Origin of the sequence: Desulfobulbus alkaliphilus (genome assembly GCF_016918545.1) — a bacterium.
GTDB lineage: Bacteria > Desulfobacterota > Desulfobulbia > Desulfobulbales > Desulfobulbaceae > Desulfobulbus > Desulfobulbus alkaliphilus.
Genome location: NZ_JAFFQC010000003.1, coordinates 158,714 through 177,605 on the forward strand (window position 1 = coordinate 158,714; position 18,892 = coordinate 177,605).

Consider the following 18,892-nt stretch of genomic DNA (forward strand, 5'->3'; position numbering starts at 1 on the left):
TTTTCTCAATAATTGTTTTTTGGTGGCAACGATCACAGATACCTCTCTTTGCATGATCGCCACTGCCGAGTTGGAGAGCCTACGGTGGACAATTATTCCTGAACAAACTTGAGGTACCTGCGAATGCTTACAATACAGGAACACGGTCAACCACACGGGCACAACAATTCTTGTGATTGGCGACAGGTGCTCTTTCGGCGGTCGAGTTCTTAAACTGGTCCTCTTTTTTTCCCAAGATAACCTTGGCAGGTGTACGAACCTGGCCATGTTCGATGAAACCAGGTTCCAGCACTTCAACCACCACGGAGTTTGGGGCATCTGGATCACGTACCAGCACCGCCCGATGCAACCGGGGATCAAAATCTACTTCCAGTTCGCGAATGATGCAAATATCCTCCGTGTCCAGAAGTTGTTCAATCTGAAGCCAGAACAGGGCAACGGCCTGCCGTCGCGGGGCCGAGTCGATAGTTTGCACCAGCAAGGACTGTTCAAGATGAAAAAAAGTCGAAGCAAGCCGCATCAACCCCGCACCAGCACTTTCCCTGGATGCTGTCGGGACTGGTTCAGGCAATTTGGACCGTGTTTCTTCGAGCAGAAGCGTCTGTTTGCGCAGAGTTTTTCTCAAAACACGAAACTCCTCGGTCAAGGAGATCTGTATTTCCGCCAGAGTCGGTTGGCGATCCTCTGCCGACCCTGCCCGGGAATCACTTTTTCCGGAAAAAAACCCGGTGATACGATGCCAGAATAAAAACGACATGGACCTTTTTGCAGGCTGAAATGGACCGGATCCGGCTCGTACTCGAGAAATGTTGACGGCTCCGGAGTTTAATCGACTTAAGGAGGAGTACCTGCCCTTATGCCAATTTTCAATTCTTCAAATAACCCTCAAAACTACCTCATGTTCCGCAAGATCGCACCCTGTTTACGGTATCCGGCAAAAATTTCCGCAAACGGTTTCAAGAGCGCGCTGAGAATCGAACGATCAGTCTGCCCTGCAGAAGGGGGTTAAATCAATCAGGTACAAAACCATTATCGGAACCAGAGCATCGAATCACCTGTTCACAGGCAACAGCAATCCCTGGGAAACCAGGCGGTGGATCAATTGCACATGTTCCTCCCAGTCAATCGCCTGCCCTGAAGCCATCAAGCGATTGCGATAGGCCGCCAGGGTGGACGGACGCTCAAAATATCTGAGCGTGTTTCGATAGCTGGCATGGGACATGGCAAGGATCCCCGTGGGCAGAAACAGGCAGACGGTCCGCTCATAAGGAAAAGGCTTGTCATGCTGATGCTGCTGGAACCGATGGATGAGCGGTAACGGATCGAGGTAATCCTGCTCATGGATAGAGACCTGCGCCTTGTTCAGGACCATTTGGCAGGCATCGGAATCAAGCTGGTGCTCTTCACCTGCCATGCCCCTTGCATGGCTGTTGATTTTGTTGCGGGTGAAGCGAAGCAGATCGATAAAAAACGGCAGAGCGGCGCGGACAGGGCCACCAGGCCCCCATCGCTGTTCAAGAACGGCCAGCACTGCATCCACGGGCAAGGAGGAAAAAAACGCTCCTGGAGCTTTCTCCACCATCGGTTCAAGCACATCTGTCAGGTCCCACACCCACTGCTCGCCCACCCCGGCGCAGAGCAGGTGAAACAATTCGTGGCAGTGCTGTTCCAGATGCTCCAGTACCGCAAACAACGCCTCCATCCGCAACAGGAAAGGAGCAGGAAGCTGTTCCGGGATATACAGGCAGAGATTGTCCACCGGAAAGAGGTACCTGGTCCCCTCATCGATCTGCTCTTTGCGGCGCAGCAGGGTGGCAAAACGCTGGTGACCGTCGATGTGGCTTTCCCAGTACCGGCTGCCGACATCCGTGGAAAGGTGATCGAAACACACCCGCACCGGCGGGTTCTGGCAAAGAAACAGACGATGCTTGAGCAGGACAATCTGACCTATTTCCCGTTGCAGCGATTGGATGGTTGTCCCAGGATGATAGCGACTGAAAAAAACTTCGATCCGCGCCTGGCGGCCAAGAGTTTGGCCAATGAAGGCGATGTTTTCTTCCAGTTCCGCCAAACTATAGGTCGCATTCCCTTTGATCCACACCCGATCGGCGTCATCACAGACCTCCGGAGAAAACTCGAAAACTGGTGTCACCTGGCTGCAGGTAAACGCCCGCTGGTACAGATCCAAAAATTCCTGACCAGGCAAGTGCCAGGCGCCATAATGCAGGGTGAAATGCCCGCGCAATTCCGGGTCGGCAGCAATTGCCCGGAACAGGGTTTTAATCCAGGCCGGATTGTTTTCGTAACAGATATAGAGAACAGCAGTCCAGTTCTTGAGATGATGAAGATCGGCAAGAACGGCGGCCACCGTCCGGGTGACCGGGTGAAAGCGCTGGGAATGGCGTTTGAAGGCATGCCGACTGCCGCCGCAGTAGCGGCAATCAAACACGCATCCCCTGCCGAGAAAGACTGGAAATCCCAGTTTGGTCTCGATTTTCTCGACATAGCGGTCGGCATCGATCAGGTACTCGAGACCGGCAAAGGAAAGGGAGGTGAGCAGCGGTCCGTCGGCCAGCCAGCTGGTTGTGCTGGGTACGATTACGTCACCCTCCCGACGGATCAGATTGGCGATCTCGGCCGGGTTGACCTTTTCAAGGAGCTGTCGGACCGGCTCCTCGGGATCGCCGACCACAACATAATCCAGATCTTCCACAGTCCGCAGCAGGTCCTCGGCAAAATACGAGGCCGTGAACCCGCCACACAAGGTGATCACCTCGGGGCTCCAGGCCTTGACATCAGCCAGAGCTGCCAGCAGGCCATGAGCGGTTTCCTGCCAGTGGAGCACAAAACCGACATGGGTGGGCCGGAAGGTGTCTAAAACCTGACGCAACCGGTTGCCTGCCTGATTTTCCCGATAGAGCGAGGGGCTGAAAATCCGGGCAGCGATTCCCCTCTGCTCTAAAAAATCGCAGAGACCGAAGCTGCCCATGGGGATATAAAAAAAGAAGGGGCTGGCGCAATTTATGATCAGCAGACGTGGTTCCATGGACAGATGGAGCAGAGACCGAAATAGTTGTCGGACCGATGGTGGCTCGGTACGGGAGGGGGCGAACGGGATTCAGAACCGGCAGGCTGCCTTGTCTCCGACGGGCATCCGATCCTCACAAATGGCCCAGAGCTGATCACACAGCAGGCTCTGCACCCTCTCGGAAGCGGCTTCGATCTCAACGGGCGTTCCCTTGCGGAGAGCGTGAAAATACAGATCGCAGATCTTTCTCTGCTCACGGTCCCAACCGGAGGTATATCCGCTTTTACCGCTGACCGCCGGTACCAGGACATCAACTCGTTCATAATCACGGCGGCCATGAGCCCAGTTGATGACATGGGCATAAAACAGCAATCCCCGATCCAGAAGGATATACAGGAGTTGCACATTACTCACCGGCCCGACCTGCAACAGTTCTCCGCCCATCTTCATCCCGAGAAGACGAACGCCGGTGAGCAACTCTTTGCCCTTGAAGGCGGTGGCCCCGGCTCCAATCAATCCGCCCACCGCCGAGAAAATCCCGAAGGACGACCCGATAGTGGCGGCATCGATGCCCAAACCCAGGGCTGCTCCGCCCACAGCCCCGGCAGCAATGATCTGTCGATTGGTCAGGCCGAGAAACTCCCAGGTCCTCCTGCTGAAAAGGTCCTCCGCCAGGATCGATTGCGGCGGTAGTTCGAGATTAAAAATATTGTGCTTGAACAGCCGACGGATCGCTTCATGCCCCCGACGCTCCTCGGTGGTCACGTAGGCCAGATACTCCCGATGCAGCTGTTCTCGCAGTTGCCTTTCTTCCGCCTTGCTGCACGCCACCGTCCGTCGATAGGCGAGGATGTCTTTCAACATATCCGCCAGAATGGCAGCCGTCCTGGTGATTCTTGCCTCCCAGTCAGTCCGGAAAGCGGTAACCACGGTCCTCAGCGCCGGTTCCCATTGCTGATCAATGGCTTTGAGGCTTTCCAGCAGTTCGATCCGCTGCCGATAGTTGGCCTGACAGGAATTAAAGATCCGCACCGCGTTGAAATGCTTACGGAAGGTGCTTTGCCATTGGTCAAGATACCCGCAATCTTCCTCCTTACAGTTGATCACCGCCATGCGGGGAGCACCGGTAAGCCGGAGAATCTCCATTTCCGCCCGATCCACATGCCGCAACGGCCGTGAACCGTCGACCACGAAGATCACACCGGCCCCGGCCGCTACCGGACCAAGCAGTTCACAATCATCATGAAAGGCGGGGTGGTGACGATGAGCGGCGATGAAAGCGGGCAGCATTTCTTCTTCTGAACCTGAAAAATTCTGCAGCCACTCCAGAGTCTGACGAGGATTCTGAAAGCCGGGGGTATCGATGAAGCGGAGAATCTCGCGACCGTCAATACGGACCGGAAAGGTCTGGCAGACAACGGTCTCTCCGGGAATAGCGCTGACCCGTACAGAATCGTCTTCCGCCAGGGTGGAGAGCACAGAGGACTTACCCTCGTTGGGATGACCGATAATAGCGAATTCGGGGATATTGTCGGATCTCATGCCTGCACCAGGGGGAGAATATCCAGATTGGGATCGCCGTCCATGTGCATTTTTTTCTTCCAGATGTCCAGGTGTTCAGCGTTCACCGGGGTGAAAATGTTCCGGGCCGACGGCTTGCCGATCAGCAGAATAAGGATCGGAACATCATCACCGCCGATCCGCCGCAGATGACGAAACAGGGTGACGGTTTCCCGCAGAGGTGGTTGCCAGGCCTCCTGCAGAAACAAAATTCCCTCGAGTTGGGCCTTGCCGGCGGACTCGGCCAGGGGAATCAGACTGGTTTCATCGGCAACACCCGGGACCCCATAGCGCAGCGAACGGATAGCCGGAGTTCCGGTATGGCGTTGGAGCAACGCGGCGAGGGTCGCCGGAGGACAGTCCGCATACAATTCATCGGGTATAAGAATAAACCAACGGCGACCTTCCTCTGTCCCCTCGCCCGGATCAGACCAGGAAGCGGCAGCATTCCATGTGCCCTGATCCATGGTCCGATCAGGGGCACTGACAATGGCGGGAGTCTGACGACCGGTTTCCAGCCCGCCGGCATCGACCAGCGGTGTCAGCATCCGCCGCGCCAGCCGCCGTAACCAGGTGGCGGTCAATGGTACCCGTTCCAGGGCGCGGCGGCTCTTTGCGACACCCAGCCCCAGAAGCGCCACCCGAGGCATGAGGCCGTAGGCAACCACGGCGCAACAGAGAAACGGCCACCAGGAAACCAGGTCACCGGTCGCCAAATGATACATCCCTTCCTTCAAAACCATCTGACTGCCGCGAATCTGCTCCAGACCGGGAGAGGCTGCCGGCAACAACCAGGACCAGGGCAGGGCAATGACCTGGACCAGGCGGACCACGGCCTCGGCGGAAAGCTGCAGGCTCGACTGCCAGCCAAAGGCGATATCGGAAAACACCACCCGACTGAGGGTGGCGACAAGGACACCCAGATTGAACCCGATGCCTCCCAATTGGGCAAAAATGAAGGCCGGCCAAACCAGCAGGGCCGTATACTCTCGACGCTGGCCACCTGCGGCAAAAAAACTGGCGAGTTCAAGCCGCTGACGACCACTCATTTTCCGTTGCAGCCGGTGCCGCAACCAGTCCACGCCCTGGATGAGCAAGCGGCCGAGCAAAGAATACACGGCTGAGGATTCCAGGCTCGTGCGCCGCACCTTTCTCAGCAGGAAAAACAGGCCCTGCAGTCCCAGCACCAGCAACTGAAGAAGAACAAACAAACCGATAAACGCGGAAACATTGACCGGCGCAGTGCCGGAATAAAACAGCAGCGAGCCGGCCAGACCGCCGCCGACCAACAGACCGACGAAGAAAATCAGCCATTGACAGACAACGGCGAATTCACCCCACACGCTCCCTGGCAACGGTTCGCCAGCCTGACTTTTTTCCCGGGCGTATTGCAGACGCCGGACAGCCAGCCAATGCCGCGCCAACTGGTGGGCGGGCATATCATCGGTCGTATCCAGTCGAGGTTTGATCTTGGCAAGATAGATGCGGCGATCTCGCTTGACAAGCGTATCCTCTCCCTCCCGTCGCCGCTGGTCTTCATCGATCTGCATAAAAAAATGCAAATCCATAATATCTTTAATATTCCAAGTCTTTTTCACGGAATCGACTCCGTAAAACAAATCCAGACAGGACAGTGAGAAGAGAGATTGCAGAGGAAAATCATTCTGTTCTATATAAGGGCAAACGGTCCGTCATGTTGAGCCGGAAAAAGACCCGGAGGATATGGCCGGATCGACCTTTGAAAACACCGGCCCGGATCCATGAGCATTCGTCCGCGCGTCAGCTTTATGGTTCGTGGCCATGCGATTAAAGTACCCTTTATCAAAAGGTTACGAGCAATGAAAATGGCGTGCCAACGGACGCCACGAAGGACGGTAGGTGACGGCATGGTACAAGAAAATCGCCGCATTTATAACCTAGTTACAATAAAATAAACTCCAAACAAGATTCCTGCCGTCACGGATTCAGCAACGGTACATAGCGAAAAAAATGAATCAGGACAAGGCAAACCAGCACAAATGAGCAATCCAACCCCTTGACGGTGTATTCCGTCGGGGGCGGAAGCAGCCTGGCCGATCTGCCTGGGGTATTTCCCCATTGGTTTTGCCCAGGGTGTTCTTGCCCAGCAAGCCAGCCTACCGGCCTGGGCGGCACGATCATCGTCGGCATGCTTTTGTACTGGCTGGCCGGATACCTTTTCACCTGAATCCTTGACAGCTGGATACTTGTTTTGGATAACGCTCACGGATCCAGGTTTTCTGAGAATATGCTCAATCCTTGCGCCAACCTTCGAGAAACCAGGTCGATTGCACCCCCTTGCCTTTCATTGTCATCTGCATCGGAGAGGAAAAAACAAATTCGGCATGCAACAGTCGGTGCACCTCCGCCGAGACATGAATACGCATCGGTTGGGAGAGCGCTTCCATCCGGGCGGCAATATTGACGGTATCGCCAAAAATGTCAAAAAGATACTTGCGGGTACCGACAATGCCGCCCACCACCGACCCGGAGTGCATACCGACCCGAACCTGCCAGGACTGGGACACGTTCTGGTTACGCTCACGCAGACAGGCGACCATTTCCAGAGCGGCGGTGGCCACTGAGCGGGCATGATATCGATTGGCCTCGGAAATGCCGGAAACAAAAAGATAAGCATCACCGATGGTTTTCATACGCTCGCAGCTATTGATCTCAACAATCCGGTCAAAAGCAGTGAACACTTCATTCAGTTCATTGATAAGCGTTTCCGGGGACAGGGTCGCCGCTGTCGTCGTGAACTGAACGATATCAACGAAACAGACGGTAACCGCATCGTAGAGTTGCGGAGCGCAATACCCTGTTTCCATCAGCGCCCGGGCCACCCGAACCGGCAGGACATTGAGAAGGAGAGCCTCGGACTTCTGTTTTTCCGCCTCCAGCAGGCGGTTTTTCTCCTCGAGTTGCCGTTGCAAACGACAAAGCTGGAGGTGGGTATGCACCCGCGCCAGTACCTCCCCGGGCTGAAACGGCTTGGTGATATAATCAACCCCCCCGACTGCAAAGCCCTTGAGTATATCGTCGGTATGGTCCAGAGAGGAGATGAATATCACCGGGATATCCCGGGTTGCCCCATTCTGCTTCAACAGACGGCACAGTTCCAGACCGTCCATTTCCGGCATGAGGATATCAAGCAGGATCAGATCCGGACGTTCATGGGCCAGCAACGATAAGGCCTCCTTACCGTGGTGGGCGACACAAACCTCATACCCCTGCTTTGCAAGCAGAGTATGCAGGATTTTTCGATTGATGGCCGAATCTTCAACCAACAGGATGGTGCCCGAGCTGCGCTGCATACGGGAAAGGCCAGCGCCAACCACTCAAACCGGCCTGATGTCGCGGTGAACCCGCTGACACAGGGTCAAATCCATGAGCACCAATGCAGCCATGGATTCGACTATGGGCACCGCCCGCGGCGCCACGCAGGGATCATGTCGCCCCTTGGCTGCCAGGGTCACCTCCATGCCATCGACGTCAGCGGTTTTCTGTTCCAGGCCGATGGTGGCCACCGGCTTGAAGGCTACCCGGAAAACTATGGCTTCCCCATTGCTGATGCCACCCTGGACACCACCGCTGAAATTTGTCCGGGTACCGAGCACATCCCCTTTGCCGACAAAAGGGTCATTGTGCTGACTGCCGAGCATGCGGGTACCGGCAAAACCGGACCCGATATCAAAACCCTTACTGGCGGGCAGGGACAGCATAGCCTGGGCCAGCCTGGCCTCGATTTTATCGAAAACAGGCTCGCCCAGGCCGATGGGAACTCCGCGGCAGACACAGGTGAGTATACCGCCGGTGGAATCCTTGGCGGCCTGAACTTCACGGATCAAGGTCTGCATCCGGACAGCGGTGTCTGCATCCGGGCAGCGAACCGCTGTGGCATCCACCGCGGTCCTGCTGACTTTGCCGACGTCAATCTCCGGGGCCTCAACGTCGCCGACGGCGCTCACCCAGGCCACGATTTCAGTCCCATAGGTCTGCCGCAACCATTTTTCCGCGATGGCCCCGGCAGCCACACGGCCGATGGTCTCGCGGGCGCTGGACCGTCCGCCACCGCTCGAGGCCCGGATACCGTATTTCATCTGGTAGGTGTAATCGGCGTGGGAGGGCCGCGGCACCCGGCTCATTTCCCCGTAATCCTGGGGCCGTTGATCTTTATTGTTGACCAGCAGCATGATCGGTGTGCCCAGTGTACGGCCGAACTCGGTCCCGGAATAAATGATCACCTGATCCGATTCCTGCCTGGGGGTGGTCAGTTCACTTTGTCCCGGCCGCCGCCGTGACAATTGAGGCTGGATATCGGCCTCGGTGAGTTCAAGTCCCGGTGGGCACCCGTCGACAATGGCCCCGACGCCCTTGCAATGTGATTCTCCAAATGTCGTCACCCGATACAGGGTCCCAAGCGTACTGGACATGACCGCCCTCCTCAATGCATTCCCGGTTTCCAGGCTATTCCAGGCTATGTAAATGTTTCCTTGCACTTCGTGACAGGCGCCTTCCCTGGCTGGCCCCGTCATCAACGATCACAGGCACTCCATCGTGACCCGGTCGCGGCGGCCCGCCCAAAGGGCTGCAGCGGCCAACCACCGCTCAACAACCCCGAAGCGTCCGAGACTTCTTACACCCAGGGTTCAGTCACGCACAGCCAGCAGACGTCACGAGCTGAACCGGTGCATATACCAGGCAGCGGCCTGGTCGAGTCCGGATCGCAGCGAATACCGGGGCTTATACCCGAGGAGCTGCTCGGCTTTGCCGATATCGGCCAGGGAGTGACGGACATCGCCGGCGCGAAAATCACGATAGACCGGCTGCACTTCCCTGGCGGCCGGAACCCGCTCAGCCACCCGATCCCGGATCAGGGTGAAAAGTTCATTGAGGCTGGACCGCTCGCCAAAGGCCACATTGTAGACCTGATCGGCAGCAGCATCACCAGCGGTGGCAGCAAGGATGTTGGCCTGCACACAGTTATCGACAAAACAGAAATCACGGCTGGTTTCACCGTCGCCATTGATAAAGACCGGCTCGCCCTTGAGCAGGCCGGCAAACCACCTGGGAATCACCGCGGCATAAGCCCCTTCCGGGTCCTGCCGCTGCCCGAAGATATTGAAATACCGCAGACCAACGCTTTTGAATCCATAAGTTCGGGCGAACACCGCGGCGTACAGTTCGTTGACCAGTTTAGTCACCGCATAGGGAGACAGCGGATGACCGATCTTTTCCTCGACCTTGGGCAGACCGGGATGATCGCCGTAGGTGGAACTGGAGGCGGCATAAACAAACCGGTGTACCCGAGCGTCTCGCGCAGCCACGAGTATGTGGAGAAAACCGGTGCTGTTGTTTTCATTGGTATTGATCGGGTCTTCAATGGAGCGAGGTACCGAGCCGAGGGCCGCCTGATGGAGAACATAGTCCACCCCCTGGCAGGCCTGGTGACAAACAGTCAACTCACGGATATCCCCCTTGATACAGTGAAACTTCTTCCAGGCCTCCATCCCGACCCGATGCCGGACTTCATCGAGATTATGCTGATACCCGGTGGAAAAATTATCCAGCCCCACGACCCGCTGCCCCAACTGCAGCAGGGTTTCCAGCAGATTGGAGCCGATAAAACCGGCTACACCGGTAACCAGCCAGGTGCAGGGATTGCGCAGAAGCTGCTCTTGCCGTTGTTCATATGCATCATCCATTTTTACCGTTCCCCCACCCTTTGCTTTATTGTACACTGCGCAGTACTTTTTCTCAGTCCAACTGGCCGGATAATAGCCGCCCCAGCCGCCGGCGTCAATGTCCAACACCTATACGCAAACGCCTGCCAACGCGTTGAGCTCCCATGCCTCAATCCCGGAAAATCATCCACATCGACATGGACGCATTTTTTGCGTCGATCGAACAACTCGACCACCCGGAACTACGGCGGCGGCCCCTGATCGTTGGCGGCGATCCCGACGGGCGGGGTGTGGTGGCTGCCTGCTCCTACGAGGCTCGAACCTTCGGTATCCATTCCGCCATGCCCTGCAGCCGAGCCCGGCGTCTCTGCCCGCAGGCGGTTTTTGTCAGACCGCGGATGGCGCGCTATCAAGAAATCTCCCGGAGAATCATGACCCTTTTCCGGGAATACACCGATCTGGTGGAACCCCTCTCCGTTGATGAAGCCTTTCTTGATGTCACCGTTAATCCGCGCGCAGAACCCTCAGCCACCCGAATTGCCGAAAGCCTGCGCCACACGATCCGCGCCACTACCGGATTGACTGCCTCAGCCGGTGTTTCCTACAACAAGTTTCTCGCTAAAATCGCCTCCGGCCAAAACAAGCCGGACGGGCTCACCGTCATTCCACCCGACCGGGCCCAGGCCTTCATTGCTACCCTGCCGATTGGCAATTTTTACGGTGTGGGCAAGGTCACGGAAAAAAAAATGCGGCGTCTGGGGATTCATACAGGCCGTGACCTTCTCCGTTTTTCCCGCCAGCAACTGATCGAACTGTTCGGCAAGATTGGGTCGTTTTATTACCATATCGCTCGTGGTTTGGATACCCGCCCGGTGGAACCGGTTCGCGTGCGCAAATCCATTGGCGCGGAAACCACCCTGGCTGAGGATCTGCTTGTTTTCGAGCAGATCCTGGCCGTTGTTGTTGACCAGGTCCATCGAGTGGCCACGGTCCTGAAGGAAAAACAGATCGGGGCCCGTACTCTGACGCTCAAGATCCGCTACAGCGATTTCACCACCATTACCCGCTCCAGCACTGTGCTCACAGGATTCTTCACCGCCGAAGACATGCTGGCCCGGCTGCCGCGGCTCCTGGCCGCCACCGAGGCCGGACACCGGCGGATCCGCCTGCTGGGGATCAGCGTCTCTCAGCTGTTGGGAATGCAGGAGGGTCGAAGAAAAAGGCCTGTCCAACTCTCACTGCCCTTCTCAACCGGCTGACCATGTTTCGAAGGAAAGAAGGACATCCTGAAAACAAGGATCTTGATGTGTTTTCTTTTTGCCTGGTGTACTGTTGAGTCCATGTACCTCCAATCTTTCCTCCGGCAAGGAGTATATGGGCGTGCGCATGCCTGAGTCATCTGCACAGGCACCCCTGGTGGTAGCGGGTGGGGGTGCTGCCGGTCAGGCAGCTTTCCGTGGAGCAGAGGTTATCCTCCTGGAAAAAAAGCGCTGCCCTGGTCGCAAACTTCGCATCACCGGCAAAGGGCGCCGCAACCTGAGCAATGTGCTCTCTTTGCCTGATTTTACTGAGCATTTCGGCACAACCGGCCCTTTTTTCCACCACGCTTTCCATTACTTTTCCACCCCGGATCTGCTCGAGTTTTTTCGCACCCGAGGGCTGGATGTGATCAGCGAACGTGGCGGCAGGAACTTCCCCGCATCAGGCAAAGCCACAGACGTGCAGACGGTTTTCGAATCCGCCGCCCGCCACGCAGCCCAACAACACAGCTGATATGTTTCTTCCTGCCACCCGAGAGGAGATGGACCGCCTGGCCTGGCCGCGGCTCGACGTCATCCTGGTCACCGGCGATGCCTATATCGACTCACCCTTCATTGGGGTGGCGATGATCGGAAAAATTCTCCTCCATCAAGGTTTTCGGGTCGGAATCATCGCCCAGCCGAACCCACAAACACCAGCTGATATTACCCGTCTCGGTGAACCACGGCTGTTCTGGGGTATTACCAGCGGCTCCATTGATTCCATGGTCGCCAACCGCACTGCGTCCGGCCGCCGCCGTAAAAGTGATGATTATACTCCAGGCGGCTTCAACAACCGTCGTCCGGATCGGGCCGTGATCGCCTACGCCAACCTGATCCGCCGACACTTCAAGCAGACTGTTCCCCTGGTTCTCGGCGGCCTTGAGGCCAGCCTGCGACGTCTCGCCCATTACGACTATTGGCAAAACCGGGTGCGGCGCTCAATTCTCTTTGACGCCAAGGCCGATTATCTGCTCTACGGCATGGCCGACCGGTCGGTGGTCGAACTGGCGCGGTCCCTGGCTGCAGGACAATCTCCCAACCGAATCCGTGGACTCTGCTATGCGGCATCGGAACCGCCGGCAGAAGCACTGCTGCTTCCAGCCGCAACACAAACTGCGGCCGACAAGGCAGCCTTCATAACTATGTTTCGGACCTTTTACGAAAACAACGATCCTGTCACCGCCAGAACACTGGTGCAACAGCAGGACAGCCGCTTTCTGGTCCACAATCCGCCCCAGCCGCCTCTGTCCACCGAAGAACTCGACACTGTACACGGGCTTGTGTTCACCCGGGATCTTCACCCCCGCGACCGGCTCCTGGGGCAGGTTCGCGCACTCGATACCATTCGTTTTGCCCTGACCACCCATCGCGGTTGTTACGGCGAATGTGCCTTCTGCGCCATTGCAGTCCATCAAGGGCGAACCATTCAGCAGCGCAGTGTGGCATCGCTCGTGGCAGAGGCGGAGACACTCACCCAGCATGCCGCTTTTAAAGGGACCATTGTCGATGTCGGTGGGCCGACCGCGAACATGTATGGATTTGAATGTGCCAGAAAAGAACACCATGGCGCCTGCCGGGACAAACGCTGCCTTTTTCCGGAGGTCTGCCCGGGACTCAAGGTCAACCACGCGCCCCTGACGACCCTGCTGAGACGATTACGCGCGCTTCCCAAGGTCAAAAAAATCGCTGTGGCCTCTGGGATCCGTTACGACCTGATCCTCGCCGACAGAAAAAACGGCCGCTCCTACCTGCGTGAACTCGTCCGCCATCATATCTCCGGACAAATGAAGATCGCCCCGGAACACTGCACTGCCTCGGTCCTGACGGTCATGGGCAAGCCGGGCACGGACAGCCTGCTTCAGTTTCGAAAATTATTCAACCAGTTGAATAAGGAAGAAGGCCTGGAGCAATTTCTGACCTATTACCTGATCGCCGCTCATCCAGGCTGCACCCTGGAGGCCATGCGGGAGCTGCGTGCCTTTTGCCGCCGCGAACTTCATCACCAGCCCCGCCAGGTCCAATTGTTTACTCCCACGCCCTGCACCTGGTCCACCCTGATGTACTGGACAGAGGTTGATCCCCGTAATGGACAACCCTGTTTTGTGGAAAAAACAGTCCAGGGAAGGGAGCAGCAAAAGGCTGTGCTCGCTCCGGCTGTTGCTGGAAAATCAGGTCGGCCATCCAGCATCTCAGCCGGTGGCCCCAAGGGAAAAGGACGGTGAACATCGCCTCTTCTCCTGGATCCATGAACGTTCGTCCGTGCTTCAGTTTTATTGTCTTTACCCGTTCGATGAAAGGAGACTTTATTGAACGGTACGGGCAATGAAGATGGCGTGGGAACGGACGCCCCGAAGGGCGGCTGGTGAAGTTTATCATCAAGGATGATACTGCAATTATAACCCTATTAAAGCAAGATATACCCAAAGCAAGCATCCAGCCGTTACGGATTCAGCTCTTCTTTCCGCGCAACCGGCTTAAGGAGCGGGAATTTCTGCCACAACCTCGGCAGAAAAGAGAATCTGCCATCGTTCCGCCCCACTTTTTTAGATACTTCATGCATTCTTTGCCTGTTTATCGTATATAATCGGTCACAAACAAGCTTACCCGTGACCGCTTACACGAAGGAGCGTGATGCAGTATACGGGTACAAAATCCGGTCGGTTACGATCACCAGGCGCCTTCGTTCCCTCGATCCGGAAGAATCTTTGCGCGAACCACTCAACATGAAACCACGACAGAACGAGATGCACCGGCAGCCAGCCGATTCCATCAGCGAACCACGTAACTGGCACCCGGGCAATCTCTCCACGATTCGCGGCACCATTCAGGAACATATTCTCGGCAGCGGCCGGCAGGAAGCCGTCGCCGTGTTTGACTTCGACAATACCTGTATTTTCCGTGATGTCGGTCAGGCCGTGTTTCGCTACCAGATGCTCCATCTGCGCTACCGGATTCCTCCCGGCGCCTTCGCCGCCCTGCTCCCTGATCGGGAAATCCACCTGACAGGGCGACCTCTGGCGGTCATCACCACCGCCCTGATCGATGCCTATGAGTACCTCTGGGCGTTCATAGGCTCCGGGGAGCAGGACAAAGCCCGATTGACAACCGAATACCGGCTGTTCACCACCCTGTTGCTCTGGTTCGCCGATCAGGCTCGCCGCGATGAACGTCTGGGGCCTTCGTATGTGTTGCCGTTTATGGGCAAAATGCTGGCCGGACACAGCCTGACCGATCTGCGTGCCCTGGCAAGGGAAGTCCTGACCGCGACCACGGCAGAGCCCTTGACCAAGCAGACTCTCACCATGGATCTGCCGGCTCCGCTGGGTCACATCGCAGCCAGCTATTCCCAGGGGTTGCACGCCCACCGGGAAATGGACGACCTGATGCGCATGCTCGCCCAGGCAGGTATTGACAGTTACGTCATCTCAGCCAGCACCGAATGGCTGGTCGCGGAGGCAATACAGCAGCTCGGCTTTCCGGTACCCGAAGAACGTATCTTCGGCATCCGAGTCCGCATCGATGACCAGGGCCTGCTCACCGCTGACAACGTTGCCGATTACCCCGTCACCTTCCGTGAAGGCAAGGCGGAAATTATCCGTCGCTTCATCGCCAGGCCACTGATTCTGGTCGCCGGTGACGCCGATACCGACTATGAGATGCTCACCCTGCCGGATGTTCCGGTCCGCATTCTCATCAACCGCAATCAACCTGGCCTGATCAGCTCCTTGTATCAGGATCCCCGCATACTACTGCAGGGACTGGATCTGCGCAGTGGTCGTTTCCGACCCCATCGGGAATCCATCCCCGCCTGATTTGCCCCGCTTTATATCCACGGTGACCTGCCATGCGGGAAAAGCGTTTTCTGGATTCCTGGATCCGTCAGCGTTTGTCCATGTTTCAGGGTTATTGCCCATAATCTTTCGAATAAAATACACTTTATCGGACGGTTACGGGCAGTGAAAATTGCGTGCGGGCCAATGCCCCGAAGGACAGCGGGTGAAGACGTCTTGGACCAAATGCTGCCGGATTTATCACCTGACCACCGCAGGATACATCCAATACATGCGCCCGACCGTCACGGATTCAAGGAAGGTTGAAAATTGACCCTTATCGCAGAGAGGGAGGCTGGATGGTCATTTCGGCATGAGAGCAACTTAAGTGAGTGTACATCCCGCTTATTTCTTCAAAGTACGGGCGAAATCAAGCATCCGCTGAATGGGGATGCGGGCCCTGGTTGCCAGTTGCGGTGAAACCTCGACTTCGTTGTGACCGTTTTCCAGGGTACGGGCCAACTTCTCCAGGGTATTCATTTCCATCCAGGGACAACGGGCGCAGCTCTCGCAACTTGCCCCTTCCCCGGCAGTCGGTGCCCCCAGCAGGATCTTGTCTGGGGCCGCCTGCCGCATTTTATTGAAGATACCAGCGTCGGTGGCAATGATGAATTCCGGATGCGGGAGGGTGCGGACCGCCTCGATCAGGGCTGTGGTGGACCCAATCACATCCGCCTGTGCCACCACCTCCCGGGGTGATTCCGGGTGGACGAGTACAGCCGCCCGTGGATGCCGTCTGCACATTTCTTCCAATGCCCCGGCCTTGAACTCCTCATGAACCACGCAGGAGCCCGGCCACAAAATCATTTCAACCCCAGTCAACTGCTGTACATACCTGCCCAGGTGACGATCCGGTCCCCAGAGAATTTTTTCTCCCCGGGCAGCCAGATGCCTGATGACCGGTAAGGCAATGCCGGAAGTGACTACCCAGTCGGAACGGGCCTTGACTTCGGCGCTGGTGTTGGCATACACAACCACCGTATGGTCGGGGTGACGGTCGCAAAATGCAGCGAACAGATCAATGGGGCATCCCTCGTCCAGGGAACAGGTGGCATTGAGATCGGGCATGAGGACCCGTTTTTCATTATTGAGGATTTTCGCGGTCTCACCCATGAACCGAACCCCGGCGACCACCAGGGTCCGGGCCGGGTGCGTGGTGCCGAAACGGGCCATCTCCAGAGAATCGGCAACACAGCCACCGGTTTCATCCGCCAGGTCCTGAAGCAGGGCATCGGTATAGTAATGCGCCACCAACACCGCATCCTGTCGGCGCAGCATAGTTTTGATATGTTCCTTAAGCTGAGCCAATTCCCGGGTTGACATGGCCAGGTGAACCGGGTGGGGCGGGACATTGACATCGGGAATGGTGACATCGGCCAGGTTTTCTTGCAGGTTTTTTTTCATTGCACTATCGGTGTAAGCCACAAGCCTGAATCCGTGACGGCTGGACGCATGTTTTGCAGATATCTGCTGTACTCTGATTATTATAATGGCAGTTGAATCCTTGACAACAACCTTCATCAGCCGCCCTTCCAGGCATCCATCCGCACGCCATCTTTATCGCCCGCAACCGTCCGATAAAGTGTCCTTTAATCGAACGGTCACAGACAACAAAGCGGACGAACGTCCCCGGATCCAGGGCAAGGGCAACTGCTAAACAGAATAATCCTGAATTGATCAGGGACTAAAAGAATAACCAATTTAACTACCGCATATCCGGCTTCAAGACAATACTTTTTCCTGACACGGGGACCACCTTGTCGTACTCGGGCAGAGAACACCCTTGAATCCGTGACGGCTGCACACTTGTTTTGGATATTTCTTGCTCTAATCAAGTTATAATTGCAGCAATGTCCATGACAACAACCTTCACCAGCCGCCCTTCGGGGCGTGCGGACGAAAGCCCACGGGTCCAGGAATTCACTTGACCAACACTCATAGCCAGAACCTGGTGCTATGTTCATGTTGACCAGGTAACCCAGGTGACGAAATCATTCAGCTTCGAACCTGAAGACCGTCGCTTTCCACATATCTTGGTTTCATCTCTGGTCAACCTGCGCTATAGTATCTTTTACAAAAAGCAACTCTCACCCCCTGATGCATACATGCACGTTTATCCAACTGAACTTGTCGACCTGATCAATAAGAGGTGGTCTGATCCACCACCGGACAGCGAAAAGACTGACCAGCCTCAGGATGCTGACAGCACCCTGCCCGGTAAAAAATCCCTGGTCCAGCTCATCTCCACCTGTTATCAGGTCAGCATGATGCGGGAAGAGGACAGGCCCGTGACCTTGCGACTCATTCTGGCCTCGCCGGCGCTTTTCCCTCCCGACCAGGGGCCTCCGGAAGGATTTCTTCGCCTGCTCTTCTCCTCACCCCGCCCTTTCAACGAATACGAACTGCGACGCCTCTCCCCGGCAGTGGATTTCGAACGTTCAATGATCGGCATCGAAATGCATCCGGAAAAAGGATTCCAGGTCTGGGGGCTGATTAACTCCGGTATCCGCTGGCTGCAGGAGGAACGGGGCGGCAGCAAAAAGACCAACCAGTTACCAAAAGCCTTTGTCCTCCATGTTACCGGGCCGGGCATGTTGACCATCTGCAAGGGCATCAAGATTATCGCCACCCTCAGCAATGGTCGACTGCTTGATTCCAAGGCCAACGTCTTTCAAGCAAACTGGATGAACAAACTCTTTGCCCCGGAGCGGGAAATCCTCCTCCGAATACACGAGAACTTCCGCTCCTCGGTTCTCTATCCAGTGGCCAGAATAGAGGAAGAATTTATCAAAAGTCTCCAGTTTCAGTTATTGAAACGGGTCATCAGCGTTACCCGCATGTCCCGTCATGGTGGCACCTTTATCATCTTTCGTAGTGACGATCCTCCGGAAATCAGTGGCGACAACCCGCATATTCACCTCAAGTACACCTTTCAGAATGACGAGGCCATTGAACGGCAACAGTACTTGATGATCCGCACCATTCGCCTGGCAGCCACCACACTTGGTGATATTCATCAACCGGACCGGATCATCACCTGGCGTGATTATGTCGATCTTCGTCACGAATCCTCGGTCTATGATCTGGAAGAGGCCCTGTACGAACAGGCCCAGTTTGTTGCCGGCCTGGCAGCAGTCGACGGAGCTGTGGTGACCAGCAGTCGCGGGGCCCTTGGCTTCGGTGGCATGATTGTCGGATCTCTGGATAAGCTGACCGAAGTGGCCATTGCCAACGATGCCGAGGGAAAAATGGTCACCCTGGCCAAGGTCGAAGGGTACGGCTCGAGGCACCGCTCCGTGTACCATCTCTGCAACGCTCTCCATCAGGTGATGGCCATTGTTGTTTCCCAGGATGGCAATGTCCAATTGGCCAAGTGGCGCAATGGCATTGTCACCTGCTGGGACCTGACCACACAGATGCTCATCGGTGACAACTGAGCTTCAACTTTTCTCCTCAGGCTGTAAAAATCTT

General features: G+C 56.2%; 13 protein-coding genes. 5 read left to right on the forward strand and 8 right to left on the reverse strand.

The features are described from left to right. Nucleotides 1-127 precede the first annotated feature (127 nt). The 7 genes from grpE to JWG43_RS02880 form a co-directional block, all read right to left on the reverse strand. Nucleotides 128-757, reverse strand: coding sequence for a nucleotide exchange factor GrpE (gene grpE / locus JWG43_RS02850; protein ID WP_205241297.1), 630 nt, complete (start codon nucleotides 755-757; stop codon nucleotides 128-130). A gap of 294 nt (nucleotides 758-1,051) precedes the next feature. Then, nucleotides 1,052-3,046 carry a radical SAM protein gene (locus tag JWG43_RS02855; RefSeq protein ID WP_205241298.1) on the reverse strand — a complete coding sequence of 665 codons (1,995 nt, stop codon included), beginning with the start codon at nucleotides 3,044-3,046 and terminating at the stop codon, nucleotides 1,052-1,054. Nucleotides 3,047-3,118: 72 nt separating this feature from the next. Beyond that, complete coding sequence (locus JWG43_RS02860; protein ID WP_205241299.1) at nucleotides 3,119-4,570, reverse strand: GTPase/DUF3482 domain-containing protein; 1,452 nt, start codon at nucleotides 4,568-4,570, stop codon at nucleotides 3,119-3,121. Then, nucleotides 4,567-6,186: a DUF2868 domain-containing protein gene (locus tag JWG43_RS02865; RefSeq protein ID WP_205241300.1), complete on the reverse strand. Its 1,620-nt coding sequence runs from the start codon at nucleotides 6,184-6,186 to the stop codon at nucleotides 4,567-4,569. Before JWG43_RS02865 ends, JWG43_RS02860 begins: the two co-directional genes overlap by 4 nt. A 672-nt stretch (nucleotides 6,187-6,858) precedes the next feature. Beyond that, nucleotides 6,859-7,920 (reverse strand): adenylate/guanylate cyclase domain-containing protein, encoded by a 1,062-nt coding sequence (locus JWG43_RS02870; RefSeq protein WP_205241301.1) that lies wholly within the window; start codon nucleotides 7,918-7,920, stop codon nucleotides 6,859-6,861. Between the two features lie 24 nt (nucleotides 7,921-7,944). Beyond that, nucleotides 7,945-9,039 (reverse strand): chorismate synthase, encoded by a 1,095-nt coding sequence (gene aroC, locus JWG43_RS02875; protein ID WP_205241302.1) that lies wholly within the window; start codon nucleotides 9,037-9,039, stop codon nucleotides 7,945-7,947. A gap of 240 nt (nucleotides 9,040-9,279) precedes the next feature. After that, nucleotides 9,280-10,311 (reverse strand): NAD-dependent epimerase/dehydratase family protein, encoded by a 1,032-nt coding sequence (locus JWG43_RS02880; RefSeq protein ID WP_205241303.1) that lies wholly within the window; start codon nucleotides 10,309-10,311, stop codon nucleotides 9,280-9,282. Nucleotides 10,312-10,454: 143 nt separating this feature from the next. Between JWG43_RS02880 and dinB the strand changes: the two genes are divergently transcribed. The 4 genes from dinB (at nucleotide 10,455) to JWG43_RS20015 (ending at nucleotide 15,403) form a co-directional block, all read left to right on the forward strand. Next, nucleotides 10,455-11,549: a DNA polymerase IV gene (gene dinB, locus JWG43_RS02885; RefSeq protein WP_205241304.1), complete on the forward strand. Its 1,095-nt coding sequence runs from the start codon at nucleotides 10,455-10,457 to the stop codon at nucleotides 11,547-11,549. Between the two features lie 73 nt (nucleotides 11,550-11,622). Beyond that, entirely contained in the window at nucleotides 11,623-12,063 is a 441-nt protein-coding gene (locus JWG43_RS02890; RefSeq protein WP_240193333.1) for an NAD(P)/FAD-dependent oxidoreductase, read from the forward strand. A gap of 1 nt (nucleotide 12,064) precedes the next feature. Next, on the forward strand, nucleotides 12,065-13,813 hold the full coding sequence (locus JWG43_RS02895; RefSeq protein WP_205241305.1) for a YgiQ family radical SAM protein: 1,749 nt from the start codon (nucleotides 12,065-12,067) through the stop codon (nucleotides 13,811-13,813). 384 nt (nucleotides 13,814-14,197) lie between these two features. Beyond that, on the forward strand, nucleotides 14,198-15,403 hold the full coding sequence (locus tag JWG43_RS20015; protein WP_205241306.1) for an HAD family hydrolase: 1,206 nt from the start codon (nucleotides 14,198-14,200) through the stop codon (nucleotides 15,401-15,403). Nucleotides 15,404-15,766: 363 nt separating this feature from the next. On the opposite strand, the gene nadA is transcribed toward JWG43_RS20015, so the two are convergent. Beyond that, entirely contained in the window at nucleotides 15,767-16,825 is a 1,059-nt protein-coding gene (nadA, locus tag JWG43_RS02905; RefSeq protein WP_205241307.1) for a quinolinate synthase NadA, read from the reverse strand. A gap of 701 nt (nucleotides 16,826-17,526) precedes the next feature. On the opposite strand from nadA, the gene JWG43_RS02910 reads away from it, so the two are divergent. Further along, the gene (locus JWG43_RS02910; RefSeq protein ID WP_205241308.1) at nucleotides 17,527-18,858 is read left to right on the forward strand and encodes a putative sensor domain DACNV-containing protein; all 1,332 of its coding nucleotides are present in this window, start codon (nucleotides 17,527-17,529) and stop codon (nucleotides 18,856-18,858) included. Nucleotides 18,859-18,892: the final 34 nt, after the last annotated feature.